The following is a 16424-nucleotide window of genomic DNA, read 5'->3' on the forward strand; positions in this document are numbered from 1 at the left end:
TCTTTTATAGAACGAAAACCTGGCTTCATTCTTTACGTTGACCGAAAGCGATAAAAAACCATGACTACAGGCAGTGCTCTGTACATCCCGCCTTATAAGGCAGACGACCAGGATGTGGTCGTCGAACTCAATAACCGTTTTGGCCCTGACGCCTTCACCGCCCAGGCCACACGCACCGGTATGCCGGTGCTGTGGGTGGCGCGTGCCAAGCTTGTCGAAGTCCTGACCTTCCTGCGCAACCTGCCCAAGCCGTACGTCATGCTCTATGACCTGCATGGCGTGGACGAGCGTCTGCGCACCAAGCGCCAGGGGCTGCCGAGCGGCGCCGATTTCACCGTGTTCTACCATCTGCTGTCGATCGAACGTAACAGCGACGTGATGATCAAGGTCGCCCTGTCCGAGAGCGACCTGAGCGTGCCGACCGTGACCGGTATCTGGCCGAACGCCAGTTGGTACGAACGCGAAGTCTGGGACATGTTCGGGATCGACTTCCCGGGCCACCCGCACCTGACGCGTATCATGATGCCGCCGACCTGGGAAGGTCACCCACTGCGCAAGGACTTCCCTGCGCGCGCCACCGAATTCGATCCGTTCAGCCTCAACCTCGCCAAGCAGCAGCTTGAAGAAGAGGCTGCACGCTTCCGTCCGGAAGACTGGGGCATGAAGCGCTCCGGCACCAACGAGGACTACATGTTCCTCAACCTGGGGCCGAACCACCCTTCGGCTCACGGTGCCTTCCGTATCATCCTGCAACTGGACGGCGAAGAAATCGTCGACTGTGTCCCGGACATCGGCTACCACCACCGTGGTGCCGAGAAAATGGCCGAGCGCCAGTCGTGGCACAGCTTCATCCCGTACACCGACCGTATCGACTACCTCGGCGGCGTGATGAACAACCTGCCGTACGTGCTCTCGGTCGAGAAGCTGGCCGGCATCAAGGTGCCCGACCGCGTCGACACCATCCGCATCATGATGGCCGAGTTCTTCCGGATCACCAGCCACCTGCTGTTCCTGGGTACCTATATCCAGGACGTCGGCGCCATGACCCCGGTGTTCTTCACCTTCACCGACCGTCAGCGCGCCTACAAGGTCATCGAAGCCATCACCGGCTTCCGCCTGCACCCGGCCTGGTACCGCATCGGCGGTGTTGCCCACGACCTGCCCAATGGCTGGGAACGTCTGGTCAAGGAATTCATCGACTGGATGCCCAAGCGTCTGGACGAGTACCAAAAGGCTGCGCTGGATAACAGCATCCTCAAGGGTCGTACCATTGGCGTCGCCCAGTACAACACCAAAGAAGCCCTGGAATGGGGCGTCACCGGTGCTGGCCTGCGTTCCACCGGTTGCGACTTCGACCTGCGTAAAGCGCGTCCGTACTCGGGCTACGAAAACTTCGAATTCGAAGTCCCGCTGGCCGCCAATGGCGATGCCTACGACCGTTGCATCGTGCGCGTCGAAGAAATGCGCCAGAGCCTGAAGATCATCGAGCAGTGCATGCGCAACATGCCGGCCGGCCCGTACAAGGCGGATCACCCGCTGACCACGCCGCCGCCCAAAGAGCGCACGCTGCAGCACATCGAAACCCTGATCACGCACTTCCTGCAGGTTTCGTGGGGCCCGGTCATGCCGGCCAACGAGTCCTTCCAGATGATCGAAGCGACCAAGGGTATCAACAGTTATTACCTGACGAGCGATGGCGGCACCATGAGCTACCGCACCCGGATTCGTACCCCAAGCTTTGCCCACTTGCAGCAGATCCCTTCGGTGATCAAAGGCGAGATGGTCGCGGACTTGATTGCGTACCTGGGTAGTATCGATTTCGTTATGGCCGACGTGGACCGCTAAGCATGAATAGCACGCTTATCCAGACAGACCGTTTCACCCTCAGTGAAACCGAGCGCTCGGCCATCGAGCACGAGCTGCATCACTACGAAGACCCGCGCGCGGCGTCGATCGAAGCCCTGAAGATCGTCCAGAAGGAACGTGGCTGGGTGCCGGACGGCGCGCTCTACGCCATCGGCGAGATCCTCGGCATCCCTGCCAGCGACGTTGAAGGCGTGGCCACGTTCTACAGCCAGATCTTCCGTCAGCCAGTGGGTCGCCACATCATTCGCGTGTGCGACAGCATGGTCTGCTACATCGGCGGCCACGAATCCGTGGTCAGCGAAATCCAGAACAAGCTGGGCATCGGCCTCGGCCAGACCACCCCGGACGGCCGCTTCACGCTGCTGCCGGTGTGCTGCCTGGGCAACTGCGACAAGGCGCCGGCGTTGATGATCGACGACGACACATTCGGTGACGTGCAGCCTGCTGGCGTGACCCAATTGCTCGAGGGCTACCCATGACCCTGACTTCTTTCGGCCCGGCCAACCTGATCAAGCGTTCGCCCGAGACCCATCCCCTGACCTGGCGCCTGCGTGACGATGCCGAGCCTGTATGGTTCGACGAGTACCAGGCCAAGAACGGTTACGCCGCTGCACGCAAAGCCTTTGCCGACATGGCCCAGGACGACATCGTCCAGACCGTGAAAGACGCCGGCCTCAAAGGCCGCGGCGGTGCAGGCTTCCCCACGGGCGTGAAGTGGGGCCTGATGCCCAAGGACGAATCCATCAACATCCGCTACCTGCTGTGCAACGCGGATGAAATGGAGCCGAACACCTGGAAAGACCGCATGCTGATGGAGCAACTGCCCCATCTGCTGATCGAAGGCATGCTGATCAGCGCCCGCGCGCTGAAAACCTACCGTGGCTACATCTTCCTGCGTGGCGAATACACCACCGCCGCCAAGCACCTCAACCGTGCCGTGGAAGAAGCCAAGGCAGCGGGCCTGCTGGGCAAGAACATCCTCGGTTCGGGTTTTGACTTCGAACTGTTCGTGCACACCGGCGCCGGGCGTTATATCTGCGGTGAAGAAACCGCACTGATCAACTCCCTCGAAGGCCGCCGCGCCAACCCGCGCTCCAAGCCGCCCTTCCCTGCCGCCGTGGGCGTGTGGGGCAAGCCGACGTGCGTGAACAACGTCGAGACCCTGTGCAACGTGCCGGCAATCATTGCCGACGGCGTGGACTGGTACAAATCGTTGGCCCGCGAAGGCAGCGAAGACATGGGCACCAAGCTCATGGGCTTCTCCGGCAAGGTCAAGAACCCTGGCCTGTGGGAACTGCCGTTCGGCGTGACCGCCCGCGAGCTGTTCGAGGACTACGCCGGCGGCATGCGCGACGGCTACACCTTGAAAGCCTGGCAGCCAGGCGGCGCCGGCACCGGTTTCCTGTTGCCCGAGCACCTCGACGCACAAATGTATGCCGGCGGCATCGGCAAGGTGGGCACTCGGATGGGTACCGGCCTGGCAATGGCGGTCGACAACACCGTGAACATGGTCTCGTTGCTGCGCAATATGGAGCAGTTCTTTGCCCGTGAATCGTGCGGTTTCTGCACCCCATGCCGCGACGGTCTGCCGTGGAGCGTCAAGCTGCTGATGGCCCTGGAAAACGGCGAAGGCCGCGAGGGTGACATCGAGACCCTGCTGGGTCTGGTCGGTTTCCTCGGCCCAGGCAAGACCTTCTGTGCTCACGCACCGGGCGCCGTGGAGCCATTGGGCAGCGCAATCAAATACTTCCGCTCGGAGTTCGAAGCCGGCATCGCGCCTACCAGCGCCGCCGTCCCGCCTCTGGCGAGGCCGATCGTAGTCGGCGCGTAACGCTTTAACAGGTGAAGGGTCCGTGCCCTTCACCTGCTCATGGGCTGACGCCGTACAGGCTGTGTTGACGCCCATGAATAACAAGATTCCATTAGCCACGCCCGCTGACAACGGGCCAACGAAGAACTTTGAACCATGGCCACTATCCACGTAGACGGCAAAGCGCTCGAAGTCGATGGGGCAGACAACCTGTTACAGGCATGTCTCTCACTAGGCCTCGACATCCCGTATTTCTGCTGGCACCCCGCGCTTGGTAGCGTCGGTGCCTGTCGCCAGTGTGCGGTCAAGCAATACACCGACGAGAACGACACCCGTGGTCGTATCGTCATGTCCTGCATGACCCCAGCCACCGACAACACCTGGATCTCCATCGACGATGATGAATCCAAGGCGTTCCGCGCCAGCGTTGTCGAATGGCTGATGACCAACCACCCTCACGACTGCCCGGTCTGTGAGGAAGGCGGTCACTGCCACCTGCAAGACATGACGGTGATGACCGGCCACAACGAGCGCCGTTATCGCTTCACCAAGCGTACCCACCAGAACCAGGACCTCGGCCCGTTCATTTCTCACGAAATGAACCGCTGCATCGCCTGCTACCGTTGCGTGCGCTTCTATAAAGACTACGCCGGCGGCACCGACCTCGGCGTATTCGGCGCCCACGACAACGTGTACTTCGGTCGCGTTGAAGACGGCGTGCTCGAAAGCGAGTTCTCCGGCAACCTCACCGAGGTCTGCCCGACCGGTGTATTCACCGACAAGACTCACTCCGAGCGCTACAACCGTAAGTGGGACATGCAATTCGCCCCGAGCATCTGCCATGGTTGCTCCAGCGGTTGCAACATCTCCCCGGGTGAGCGCTACGGTGAACTGCGTCGGATCGAAAACCGCTTCAACGGTTCGGTCAACCAGTACTTCCTGTGCGACCGTGGCCGTTTCGGCTATGGCTACGTCAACCGCGAAGACCGCCCTCGCCAGCCACTGTTGGCCGATGGCGCCAAGCTGAGCCTGGACGCCGCGCTGGATAAAGCCGCCGACCTGCTGCGCGGGCGCAACATCGTCGGTATCGGTTCGCCGCGTGCCAGCCTCGAAAGCAACTACGCGTTGCGCGAGCTGGTCGGCGCCGAGCACTTCTACTCCGGCATCGAAGCCGGTGAGCTGGAGCGCATCCGCCTGGTCCTGCAAGTGCTGAACGACAGCCCGCTGCCGGTTCCGAACATGCGCGACATCGAAGACCACGACGCCATCTTCGTGCTCGGTGAAGACCTGACCCAGACCGCCGCGCGTATCGCCCTGTCGCTGCGCCAGTCGGTCAAAGGCAAGGCCGAAGACATGGCCGACGCCATGCGCGTCCAGCCTTGGCTCGACGCCGCCGTGAAAAACATCGGCCAGCACGCGCTGAACCCGCTGTTTATCGCCAGCCTGGCTGAAACCAAGCTCGATGACATCGCCGAAGAATGTGTGCACGCGGCACCGGATGACCTGGCGCGCATCGGTTTCGCCGTGGCCCACGCCCTCGATGCCAGCGCACCGGCCGTCGAAGGCCTGGACACTGAAGCCGCCGAACTGGCCCAGCGCATCGCTGACGCCCTGCTGGCCGCCAAGCGTCCGTTGATCATTGCCGGCACCTCCTTGGGTTCCAAGGCGCTGATCGAAGCCGCCGCCAACATCGCCAAGGCCCTGAAGCTGCGCGACAAGAACGGTTCCATCAGCCTGGTCGTGCCAGAGGCCAACAGCCTCGGCCTGGCCATGCTCGGTGGCGAGTCCCTGGACGCGGCCTTGCAGGCCGTGACCGACGGCAACGCCGACGCCATCGTGGTGCTGGAAAACGACCTGTACACTCGCACCGATGCCGCCAAGGTTGACGCTGCACTGAACGCCGCCAAGGTCCTGATCGTCGCCGATCACCAGAAGACCGCTACCAGCGATCGCGCCCACCTGGTGCTGCCAGCCGCCACCTTCGCCGAAGGCGACGGCACCCTGGTCAGCCAGGAAGGCCGCGCCCAGCGCTTCTTCCAGGTGTTCGATCCGAAGTACATGGATGCCAGCATCCTGGTTCACGAAGGCTGGCGCTGGCTGCATGCCCTGCGCGCTACCTTGCTGAACCAGCCGATCGACTGGACCCAGCTCGACCACGTGACCGCCGCTACCGCCGCGAGCGCGCCGCAGCTGGCCCGTATCGTCGACGCTGCACCGTCCGCCGCGTTCCGCATCAAGGGTATGAAACTGGCCCGTGAGCCGCTGCGCTACTCCGGTCGTACCGCCATGCGCGCTGATATCAGCGTGCACGAACCGCGTACCCCGCAAGACAACGACACCGCGTTCGCCTTCTCCATGGAAGGTTACTCGGGCTCCGCCGAACCGCGCCAACAGGTGCCGTTCGCCTGGTCGCCGGGCTGGAACTCGCCGCAGGCCTGGAACAAGTTCCAGGACGAAGTCGGTGGTCACATCCGTGCTGGCGACCCGGGCACCCGCCTGATCGAAAGCACCGGTGATTCGCTGAACTGGTTCTCTGCCGTACCGCGTCCGTTCAACCCGGCCCAGGGCACCTGGCAGGTTGTGCCGTTCTTCCACCTGTTCGGCAGCGAAGAGAACTCTTCGAAAGCCGCACCGGTTCAAGAGCGCATCCCAGCCGCCTACGTGTCCGTGGCCAAGTCCGAAGCCGACCGCCTGGGCGTCAACGACGGTGCCCTGCTCAGCCTGAACGTGGCTGGTCAGACCCTGCGTCTGCCGCTGCGCATCAACGACGAGTTGGGCGCTGGCCTGGTTGCACTGCCTAAAGGCATCGCCGGCATTCCAGCGGCGATCTTTGGCAAAACCGTTGACGGTCTGCAGGAGGCAGCGCAATGACTTGGTTCACTCCTGAAGTGATCGACGTGATCATCTCGGTCGTCAAGGCCATCGTGATCCTGTTGGCCGTGGTCGTCGCGGGCGCCCTGCTCAGCTTCGTCGAACGTCGCCTGCTGGGCTGGTGGCAGGACCGTTACGGTCCGAACCGCGTTGGCCCGTTTGGTATGTTCCAGATCGCCGCCGACATGCTGAAAATGTTCTTCAAGGAAGACTGGACCCCGCCGTTTGCCGACAAGGTGATCTTCACCCTGGCACCGGTCGTGGCCATGAGCGCCTTGCTGATCGCCTTCGCGATCATCCCGATCACCCCGACCTGGGGCGTGGCGGACCTGAACATCGGCTTGCTGTTCTTCTTCGCCATGGCCGGCTTGTCGGTCTACGCGGTGCTGTTCGCCGGTTGGTCGAGCAACAACAAGTTCGCCCTGCTGGGCAGCTTGCGGGCCTCGGCCCAGACCGTGTCCTACGAAGTGTTCATGGGCCTCGCGCTGATGGGCATCGTGGTGCAGGTGGGCTCGTTCAACATGCGCGACATCGTCGAGTACCAGGCGCAGAACCTGTGGTTCATCATTCCGCAGTTCTTCGGCTTCTGTACTTTCTTCATAGCTGGCGTCGCCGTGACTCACCGTCACCCGTTCGACCAGCCGGAAGCGGAACAAGAACTGGCCGACGGTTACCACATCGAATACGCCGGCATGAAATGGGGCATGTTCTTCGTCGGTGAATACATCGGCATCATCTTGATCTCGGCCCTGCTGGTCACGCTGTTCTTCGGCGGCTGGCACGGTCCATTCGGCATCCTGCCGCAGTTGGCGTTCTTCTGGTTCTTCCTGAAGACCGCGTTCTTCATCATGTTGTTTATCCTGCTGCGCGCTTCCATTCCGCGTCCACGATACGACCAGGTGATGGATTTCAGCTGGCGCTTCTGCCTGCCGCTGACCCTGATCAATTTGCTGGTGACTGCTGCCGTTGTGTTGTTGAACACGCCAGCGGGCGCGGTTCAGTGAGGATTTGACCCATGTTCAAATATATTGGCGACATCGTTAAGGGTACCGGTACCCAGTTGCGAAGCCTGGTGATGGTGTTCGGTCACGGCTTCCGCAAACGCGACACCCTGCAATACCCGGAAGAAGCGGTGTACCTGCCGCCGCGCTATCGCGGCCGCATCGTGCTGACCCGCGACCCCGATGGCGAAGAGCGTTGCGTAGCCTGCAACCTGTGCGCCGTGGCGTGCCCGGTGGGTTGCATCTCCCTGCAGAAAGCTGAAACCGAAGACGGTCGCTGGTACCCGGACTTCTTCCGCATCAACTTCTCGCGCTGCATTTTCTGCGGCCTCTGCGAGGAAGCTTGCCCGACCACCGCGATCCAGCTCACACCGGATTTCGAGATGGCCGAGTTCAAACGTCAGGACCTGGTGTACGAGAAAGAAGATCTGCTGATCTCTGGTCCCGGTAAAAACCCTGATTACAACTTCTATCGTGTTGCAGGTATGGCCGTTGCCGGTAAGCCGAAAGGCGCCGCACAAAACGAAGCCGAGCCGATCAACGTGAAGAGCTTGCTGCCTTAAGGAAGAAAGATGGAATTCGCTTTCTATTTCGCATCGGGTATCGCGGTTGTGTCCACGCTTCGCGTGATCACCAACACCAACCCCGTGCACGCCCTGCTCTACCTGATCATTTCGCTGATCGCCGTGGCCATGACCTTCTTCAGCCTCGGCGCACCGTTCGCCGGTGTGCTGGAAGTGATCGCCTACGCCGGCGCCATCATGGTGCTGTTCGTGTTTGTGGTGATGATGCTCAACCTGGGGCCGGCTTCGGTCGCCCAGGAACGCGTCTGGCTCAAGCCCGGCATCTGGCTCGGCCCGGTGATCCTGGCAGCGCTGCTGCTGGCTGAACTGCTGTATGTACTGTTCGCTCACCAGAGCGGCCAGGCCATCGGCCACACCACCGTAGACGCAAAAGCCGTGGGCATCAGCCTGTTCGGCCCGTACCTGCTGGTGGTCGAACTGGCTTCGATGCTGCTGCTCGCCGCAGCCATCACTGCCTTCCACTTGGGCCGCAACGAAGCCAAGGAGCAATGACGATGCCTGCTATCCCTTTGGAGCATGGTCTGGCGGTCGCCGGCATCCTGTTCTGCCTTGGCCTGGTCGGCCTGATGGTCCGCCGTAATATTCTGTTCGTGTTGATGAGCCTGGAAATCATGATGAACGCCGCGGCACTGGCGTTCATCGTAGCGGGTGCACGTTGGGGCCAGCCGGATGGACAAGTCATGTTCATCCTGGTGATCAGCCTGGCAGCCGCCGAGGCCAGTATTGGCCTGGCGATCCTGCTGCAACTGTATCGTCGCTTCCACACGCTTGATATCGACGCTGCCAGTGAGATGCGCGGATGAACATGATCTTTCTGACTTTCGTATTCCCCCTGATCGGTTTCCTGCTGCTGTCGTTCTCCCGTGGACGCTGGTCGGAAAACCTCTCGGCCCTGGTGGGTGTGGGTTCCATTGGCCTGTCGGCGATCGTTGCCGCCTACGTCATCTGGCAATTCAACGTGGCGCCGCCAGAAGGCGGTCACTACACCCTGGTGCTGTGGCAGTGGATGTCGGTGGAGGGCTTCAAGCCCAACTTCGCCCTCTACGTCGACGGCCTCTCGATCACCATGCTCGGCGTGGTGGTGGGCGTGGGCTTCCTGATCCACCTGTTCGCGTCCTGGTACATGCGCGGTGAAGCCGGTTACTCGCGCTTCTTCTCGTACACCAACCTGTTTATCGCCAGCATGCTGTTCCTGGTGCTCGGCGATAACCTGTTGTTCCTGTACTTCGGCTGGGAAGGCGTGGGCCTGTGCTCGTACCTGTTGATCGGTTTCTACTACAGCAACCGCAACAACGGTAACGCGGCACTCAAGGCCTTTATCGTCACCCGCATCGGCGACGTGTTCATGGCCATCGGCCTGTTCATCCTGTTCCAACAAGTGGGCACGCTGAACATTCAGGAACTGCTGGTGCTGGCACCGCAGAAATTCCAGGTCGGTGACTTCTGGATCACCCTGGCCACCCTGATGCTGCTGGGCGGCGCCGTGGGTAAATCCGCGCAACTGCCGCTGCAAACCTGGCTGGCGGATGCAATGGCTGGCCCTACCCCGGTTTCTGCACTGATCCACGCGGCAACCATGGTCACCGCCGGTGTCTACCTGATCGCCCGTACCCACGGCCTGTTCACCCTGGCGCCGGATATCCTGCACCTGGTGGGCATCGTTGGCGGCGTGACCCTGGTCCTGGCCGGCTTCGCCGCGCTGGTGCAGACCGACATCAAGCGCATCCTCGCCTACTCGACCATGAGCCAGATCGGCTACATGTTCCTGGCCCTGGGCGTGGGTGCCTGGGACGCGGCGATCTTCCACCTGATGACCCACGCGTTCTTCAAGGCCCTGCTGTTCCTTGCTTCCGGTGCGGTAATCGTTGCCTGCCACCACGAGCAGAACATCTTCAAGATGGGCGGCCTGTGGAAGAAACTGCCACTGGCCTACGCCAGCTTCATCGTCGGTGGTGCCGCCTTGGCCGCCCTGCCACTGGTGACCGCCGGTTTCTACTCGAAAGACGAAATCCTCTGGGAAGCCTTTGCCAGCGGTAACCAGAACCTGCTGTACGCAGGCCTGGTGGGTGCGTTCATGACCTCGCTGTACACCTTCCGCCTGATCTTCATCACCTTCCACGGTGAAGCCAAGACCGAAGCACACGCAGGCCACGGCATTTCGCACTGGTTGCCATTGTCGGTGCTGATCGTGCTGTCGACCTTCGTCGGCGCCATGATCACCCCGCCTCTGCACGGTGTACTGCCGCAAAGCGTCGGCCATGCCGGCGGCGAAGCCCAGCACAGCCTGGAAATCGCCTCGGGCGCCATCGCCATTGCCGGTATCCTCCTGGCGGCCCTGCTGTTCCTCGGCAAGCGCCGTTTCGTGACGGCTGTTGCCAACAGTGGCATTGGCCGCTTCCTCTCGGCCTGGTGGTTCGCTGCCTGGGGCTTCGATTGGCTCTACGACAAACTGTTCGTCAAGCCTTACCTGGCCATCAGCCACATTCTGCGTAAAGACCCGCTCGACCAGACCATCGGTTTGATCCCGCGTGCTGCCAAGGCCGGTCACACCGCCCTGAGCCGCAGCGAGACGGGCCAATTGCGTTGGTATGCAGCTTCCATGGCTGCTGGTGCCGTGCTGGTGATCGGCGCCATCGTAGTGGTAGCGGTCTGATATGAACTTTGCGAACTTGCGAAAGGAAACGAGCCCGTCATGATTCTGCCCTGGCTAATCCTGATCCCCTTTATCGGCGGCCTGCTCTGCTGGATGGGTGAACGCTTCGGCGCCACCCTCCCCCGCTGGATTGCGTTGCTGACCATGTCCCTGGAACTCGCACTCGGCCTCTGGCTGTGGGCCCGTGGCGACTATTCATTTGCTCCGGCACCGGGTGTCGATCCGACCTTCGCGCTTGAATTCAAGCACGTGTGGATCCAACGCTTCGGCATCAACGTGCACCTGGCCCTGGACGGCCTGTCGCTGTTGATGATCCTGCTGACCGGCCTGCTGGGTATCCTTTCGGTACTCTGCTCCTGGAAAGAGATCCAGCGTCACGTGGGCTTCTTCCACCTGAACCTGATGTGGATCCTGGGCGGTGTCGTCGGCGTGTTCCTCGCCCTCGACCTGTTCATGTTCTTCTTCTTCTGGGAAATGATGCTGGTGCCGATGTACTTCCTCATCGCGCTCTGGGGTCACAGTTCTTCGGACGGCAAGAAAACCCGGATCTACGCGGCGACCAAGTTCTTCATCTTCACCCAGGCTTCCGGCCTGATCATGTTGGTGGCGATCCTGGGCCTGGTACTGGTCAACTTCAACAACACCGGCGTGATTACCTTCAACTACGCCGACCTGTTGAAGACCAAGATGTCGCTGACCACCGAGTACGTGCTGATGCTGGGCTTCTTCATCGCCTTCGCGGTGAAGCTGCCGGTGGTGCCGTTCCACTCCTGGCTGCCTGACGCTCACGCCCAGGCGCCGACCGCAGGTTCTGTGGACCTGGCCGGTATCCTGTTGAAGACTGCGGCCTACGGCCTGCTGCGTTTCGCCCTGCCGCTGTTCCCGAATGCCTCGGCGGAGTTCGCGCCGATCGCCATGACCCTGGGTCTGATCGGGATCTTCTACGGTGCGTTCCTGGCGTTCGCGCAAACCGATATCAAGCGTCTGATTGCCTTCTCGTCCGTTTCCCACATGGGTTTCGTACTGATCGGCATCTACTCCGGCAGCCAACTGGCGTTGCAGGGTGCAGTCATCCAGATGCTGGCCCACGGTGTCTCGGCCGCTGCCCTCTTTATCCTGAGTGGCCAGTTGTACGAGCGCCTGCACACCCGTGACATGCGTGAAATGGGTGGCGTGTGGTCGCGCATCGCGTACCTGCCGGCGATCAGCCTGTTCTTCGCCGCCGCGTCCCTGGGCTTGCCAGGCACCGGCAACTTCATCGGCGAGTTCTTGATCCTGATGGGTGCATTCGTGCAAACACCGTGGATCAGTGCGATTGCTACCTCCGGCCTGGTGTTTGGTTCGGTTTACTCGCTGATCATGATCCACCGCGCCTACTTCGGCCCGGCCAAGTCCGACACCGTCCTGCAAGGGATGGATGCTCGCGAACTGATCATGGTGCTCGGCCTTGCGGTGCTGCTGATCTACATCGGCGTGTACCCGCAACCGTTCCTGGACACTTCTGCCGCGACGATGCATGGCGTGCAGCAGTGGTTCGGCACCGCCTTCTCTCAACTCGCTTCGGCCCGGTAAGAGCGCTATGGAATTCACGATCCAACACTTTATCGCGCTTGCGCCGCTGCTGATTACCAGCCTCACCATCGTGGTGGTGATGCTGGCAATCGCCTGGCGCCGCAATCACTCGCAAACGTTCCTGCTGTCCTGTGCCGGTCTGAACCTGGCCCTGCTGTCGATCATCCCGGCCCTCAAGGTCGCGCCACTGGCGGTCACGCCATTGATGATGGTGGATGACTTCGCGTTGCTGTATATCGCGCTGATCCTGGTCGCGACCCTGGCCTGCGTCACCCTCGCCCACGCCTATATGGGCGAAGGCGGCACCGGTTACCCAGGCAACAAGGAAGAGCTGTACCTGCTGATCCTGCTGGCCGCGGCCGGTGGCATCGTGCTGGTCAGCGCACAGCACCTGGCGGGCCTGTTCATCGGCCTGGAACTGCTGTCGATCCCGACCTACGGCTTAGTGGCCTACGCCTTCTTCAACAAGCGCTCCCTGGAAGCCGGCATCAAGTACATGGTGCTGTCGGCCGCCGGTTCCGCGTTCCTGTTGTTCGGTATGGCCCTGCTCTACGCCGAAGCCGGCAGCCTGAGCTTCACCGGTATCGGTCACGCCCTGGCCACCACCAACATGCCTGCGCCAATCGCCCAACTGGGCCTGGCCATGATGCTGATCGGCCTGGCGTTCAAGCTGTCGCTGGTGCCCTTCCACCTGTGGACCCCGGACGTGTACGAAGGCGCCCCGGCGCCAGTGGCTGCGTTCCTGGCCACCGCGTCGAAAGTGGCAGTGTTCGCGGTAATGGTGCGTCTGTTCCAGATCTCCCCTGCCGCCAACACCGGTGTGCTGAGCACCGTACTGACCGTGATCGCCATCGCGTCGATCCTGTTCGGTAACCTGCTGGCCCTGACCCAGAACAACCTCAAGCGTCTGCTGGGTTACTCGTCCATCGCTCACTTCGGCTACCTGCTGATAGCCCTGGTGGCGAGCAAAGGCCTGGCCGTGGAAGCCATGGGCGTGTACCTGGTCACCTACGTGATCACCAGCCTCGGCGCGTTCGGCGTGATCACGCTGATGTCATCGCCGTTCAAAGGCCGTGACGCCGACGCCCTGTACGAATACCGTGGCCTGTTCTGGCGCCGTCCGTACCTGACCGCCGTACTGACCGTGATGATGCTGTCCCTGGCCGGTATCCCGCTGACTGCCGGCTTTATCGGCAAGTTCTACATCGTCGCCACCGGCGTCGAAGCGCACGAGTGGTGGTTGGTGGCGTCCCTGGTGTTGGGCAGCGCTATCGGCGTGTTCTACTACCTGCGCGTGATGGTCACCCTGTACCTGATCGAGCCAAACCTGCGCCGCGTGGATGCCGAGCTGCACTGGGAACAGAAGGCAGGCGGCGTGATGCTGCTGGCCATCGCCCTGCTCGCGTTCTTCCTGGGCGTGTACCCACAACCGTTGCTCACCCTGGTGCAGCACGCGGTGCTGGGCGTTTGATCGCTTAGCGGGATGCGGTAAACAGAACGGCGCCTTCGGGCGCCGTTTTGCGTTTCTGGGACTGAATACATGTCCAGAGGACATGCCTCGTGGTGAGCGGGGTTCTGTGGTGAGCGGGCTTGCCCCGCGCTGGGGCGCGGAGCGGCCCCAAAAACCGGCTATAGCGTTATACCTCAACGTACCCTGTGATCTTACTGGGGCTGCTTCGCAGCCCAGCGCGGGGCAAGCCCGCTCACCACAGTGTCGGCCTATAACGCCCCCCCGCGAAATGCGCTGGGGCTCACCCCCGTCCACCGTTTGAACGCCCGCCGAAAACTGCGCACATCGCTGTAACCCACCTCTTCCGTGATCCGTTCGATAGACAACCCCGGGTTGCCCAGCAGGCCCATGGTCCGCGCGCGTCGCACTTGCTCCAGCAAGGCTTCGAAGGTCAGGCCATGCTCGGTCAAGCGCCGGCGCAGGGTGCGGCCACTCATGTTCAAGTCGCTGGCGACCTTCTCCAGTTGACTGCCCTGCAGGTCGCGGGAAATCGCGCGTTCGACCGCCTGGATAAGGTCCATCTTCTGGTGCAGCTGGGCGCTTTCCAGCTCCAGCAATTCCAAGGCCTGGCGCAATGCGAGGGCGTGATGGTTGGGCAAGCGCGCATCCATCCAGTGCGGCGCCAGCACCATGCGGTTGTGCAGGCAGCCAAAGCGCACGTCGTCACCAAACAGGCGCCGGTACTCGGCGGCATAAGGCGGTGGCGCATGCACGAACTCCATGCGCAGCGGCATGAATGCCGGCCCCACCAGCGTACGGCCATACACCATGAGGCTGGCGAAGAATTCTTCTGCGGCAAACACCTGCACCTCGGCATAGGGCAACAGGCACTCGACGTCGACAAACACCTCATCGGCGCCCTCAAGGGTGCGGGTGGTGGCGATGCCGCCCGAGGTGTGCTGGTGGCGCTCGCCGATCGCGAAGGCATCGCGCAAGGTCTTGCACAGGGAAATCACATGACCGAGCAACCCCAGGGTGCCGAGCACATTCTGGTTGCCCACCCACAGGCCCAGTCCCTGATCAGGCAGAACCTTGAGCGCACGCTGGATCATCGCCACAGCCTGGCGATAGGAGATGCGTTGGGCCGGGTCGTCCAGGTCGCCCAGGGTAAACCCCAGGCCACGGCGCAGGGCGTCGGCACTGGCGCCCTTTTGCGCCACCACCTGCCCGAGGGTCTGCAACAGGAACGGCGACACAAGCGCCAGCTCGAATTGCGGGTCTACGGCTTTCCTTTGCATGGATCACGGGTTCCCGACTGAGTACTTCAGTTCTTGTTTTAGAAACATTCTGACAATCATAGGCGCTTGCAAGATTCGCTGCACCCTGAGTGAAACCTGTCCGGCAAAGTCCCCCTATCTGGCCGCCAAAACCCTGCCCTGCGGGGCGTACAGGGCTTATTTCTATGGCCTGCGGTGCCCTAACAATAATAATGAGGCCAGACATGAACCCCACCCGTGCGCTTCACCCGCTGCAATTCGCCCTGTTGAGCCTGATCAGCCTGCCCACCCTGGCCACCGAAGGCGGCGTCGACAACATCGGTCCCGGCACCGATGGGTTCTACATCCTGCCCCTGGATGTGAACAACCTGCCGGACCATATGTTCGCCTTCAACCTCTACTACAACCACTACGAGGCCAGGAAGTTGGACATCAGCTCCCTGGGCGGCAAGGTCTCCGAGGTGCGCATCAAGTCGGACGCGATCATCCCGCGCCTGGACTACCTGAGCCCCGTGCGTATTTTCGGCGGGCGCCTAGGTGGCTATGTCGCGCAGCCGTACCTCAAGCAGCAGGTGGCGCTGTTCGGAATGTCCGACACGCGAGAAAGCATGGGCGACACCACGGTGGCGCCGATCATCCTGTGGGACCTGGGACCCAGCCTGACGTTGGGCGCCGCAGTGGAAATCACCCTGCCCACCGGCGAGTACGACGCTTCGCGGCTGGCCAATACCAGCAACAATTTCTACACCTACAAGCCGTTGGTGTCGGCGACCTGGATGCCTACTGCGCGTACTGAGTTGTCGATCAAGACCACTTACAGTTTCAACAAGGAAAACCACGATACCGACTACCGGTCCGGGCAGATTTTTCACTTCGATTATTCGGCCAGCTACAAGGTCACCGATAACCTGAGCCTGGGTGTGAATGGCTATTACCTCAAGCAGACGACCGACGATAAGCAGTACGGGCATACGGTGGTGAATATCTTGGGTGAAGAGGTGAATGATGGTGTGCGGGGGCAGGTGTTTGCGATTGGACCGGCGGTGTATTTCACCTTTTTGAAGTACGCGAGTGCGGAGGTGCGGTGGGCCAAGGAGTTTGATGTGGAGAATCGGCCGGAGGGGAATATGTTGTGGGCTAAGTTGACGATTCCTTTTGCTTTGTGAGGTTTGGGGTTCTGTTGGTGTACATATCCGTTTCTTCGGTAACGGCTGGTATGGGTTCCGCATTTACAGCGGGTCACGATGGAAAAGAGCGGGAATGCCGGCAAGCCAGCTCTCACATCGGATCGAGCAATGCCCCAAAAAAAGGGGCGATCATTGATCGCCCCGAACGGTACA

The 16424-nt window shown here is 61.5% G+C and carries 13 protein-coding genes; 12 read left to right on the top strand and 1 reads right to left on the bottom strand.

Annotation, left to right across the window (positions count from 1 at the left end; genetic code table 11):
- Positions 1-60 precede the first annotated feature (60 nt).
- The 11 genes from nuoC to nuoN all read left to right on the top strand — a co-directional run bounded on the left by nuoC (position 61) and on the right by nuoN (position 13828).
- Complete coding sequence (gene nuoC / locus KUA23_RS18100; RefSeq protein WP_025858969.1) at positions 61-1845, top strand: NADH-quinone oxidoreductase subunit C/D; 1785 nt, start codon at positions 61-63, stop codon at positions 1843-1845.
- Between the two features lie 2 nt (positions 1846-1847).
- Positions 1848-2345 carry an NADH-quinone oxidoreductase subunit NuoE gene (gene nuoE, locus KUA23_RS18105; protein ID WP_003174721.1) on the top strand — a complete coding sequence of 166 codons (498 nt, stop codon included), beginning with the start codon at positions 1848-1850 and terminating at the stop codon, positions 2343-2345.
- Positions 2342-3697 (top strand): NADH-quinone oxidoreductase subunit NuoF, encoded by a 1356-nt coding sequence (nuoF, locus tag KUA23_RS18110; protein ID WP_025858970.1) that lies wholly within the window; start codon positions 2342-2344, stop codon positions 3695-3697. The genes nuoE and nuoF overlap by 4 nt, the downstream gene beginning before the upstream one ends.
- Positions 3698-3832: 135 nt before the next feature.
- A complete protein-coding gene (nuoG, locus tag KUA23_RS18115) occupies positions 3833-6547 on the top strand; it encodes an NADH-quinone oxidoreductase subunit NuoG (protein WP_078049037.1) in 2715 nt (904 codons plus the stop codon).
- A complete protein-coding gene (gene nuoH, locus KUA23_RS18120; RefSeq protein WP_017137518.1) occupies positions 6544-7551 on the top strand; it encodes an NADH-quinone oxidoreductase subunit NuoH in 1008 nt (335 codons plus the stop codon). The genes nuoG and nuoH overlap by 4 nt, the downstream gene beginning before the upstream one ends.
- 11 nt (positions 7552-7562) lie before the next feature.
- Positions 7563-8111, top strand: a complete 549-nt coding sequence (gene nuoI / locus KUA23_RS18125) for an NADH-quinone oxidoreductase subunit NuoI (protein WP_003174725.1) — start codon at positions 7563-7565, stop codon at positions 8109-8111.
- Positions 8112-8120: 9 nt separating this feature from the next.
- Positions 8121-8624, top strand: a complete 504-nt coding sequence (nuoJ, locus tag KUA23_RS18130; RefSeq protein ID WP_017476146.1) for an NADH-quinone oxidoreductase subunit J — start codon at positions 8121-8123, stop codon at positions 8622-8624.
- 2 nt (positions 8625-8626) lie between these two features.
- Positions 8627-8935 (top strand): NADH-quinone oxidoreductase subunit NuoK, encoded by a 309-nt coding sequence (gene nuoK, locus KUA23_RS18135; RefSeq protein WP_003174727.1) that lies wholly within the window; start codon positions 8627-8629, stop codon positions 8933-8935.
- Positions 8932-10785 (top strand): NADH-quinone oxidoreductase subunit L, encoded by a 1854-nt coding sequence (gene nuoL, locus KUA23_RS18140; protein ID WP_078049038.1) that lies wholly within the window; start codon positions 8932-8934, stop codon positions 10783-10785. Before nuoK ends, nuoL begins: the two co-directional genes overlap by 4 nt.
- A 39-nt stretch (positions 10786-10824) precedes the next feature.
- On the top strand, positions 10825-12357 hold the full coding sequence (gene nuoM / locus KUA23_RS18145) for an NADH-quinone oxidoreductase subunit M (protein WP_252992560.1): 1533 nt from the start codon (positions 10825-10827) through the stop codon (positions 12355-12357).
- A 7-nt stretch (positions 12358-12364) separates the two neighbouring features.
- Entirely contained in the window at positions 12365-13828 is a 1464-nt protein-coding gene (gene nuoN / locus KUA23_RS18150) for an NADH-quinone oxidoreductase subunit NuoN (RefSeq protein ID WP_028616809.1), read from the top strand.
- Between the two features lie 248 nt (positions 13829-14076).
- On the opposite strand, the gene KUA23_RS18155 is transcribed toward nuoN, so the two are convergent.
- The gene (locus KUA23_RS18155; RefSeq protein ID WP_252992561.1) at positions 14077-15105 is read right to left on the bottom strand and encodes an AraC family transcriptional regulator; all 1029 of its coding nucleotides are present in this window, start codon (positions 15103-15105) and stop codon (positions 14077-14079) included.
- A 203-nt stretch (positions 15106-15308) separates the two neighbouring features.
- Between KUA23_RS18155 and KUA23_RS18160 the strand changes: the two genes are divergently transcribed.
- Positions 15309-16250 carry a SphA family protein gene (locus KUA23_RS18160; protein WP_252992562.1) on the top strand — a complete coding sequence of 314 codons (942 nt, stop codon included), beginning with the start codon at positions 15309-15311 and terminating at the stop codon, positions 16248-16250.
- Positions 16251-16424: the final 174 nt, after the last annotated feature.

This window comes from Pseudomonas pergaminensis, from assembly GCF_024112395.2.
GTDB classification, from domain to species: domain Bacteria; phylum Pseudomonadota; class Gammaproteobacteria; order Pseudomonadales; family Pseudomonadaceae; genus Aquipseudomonas; species Aquipseudomonas pergaminensis.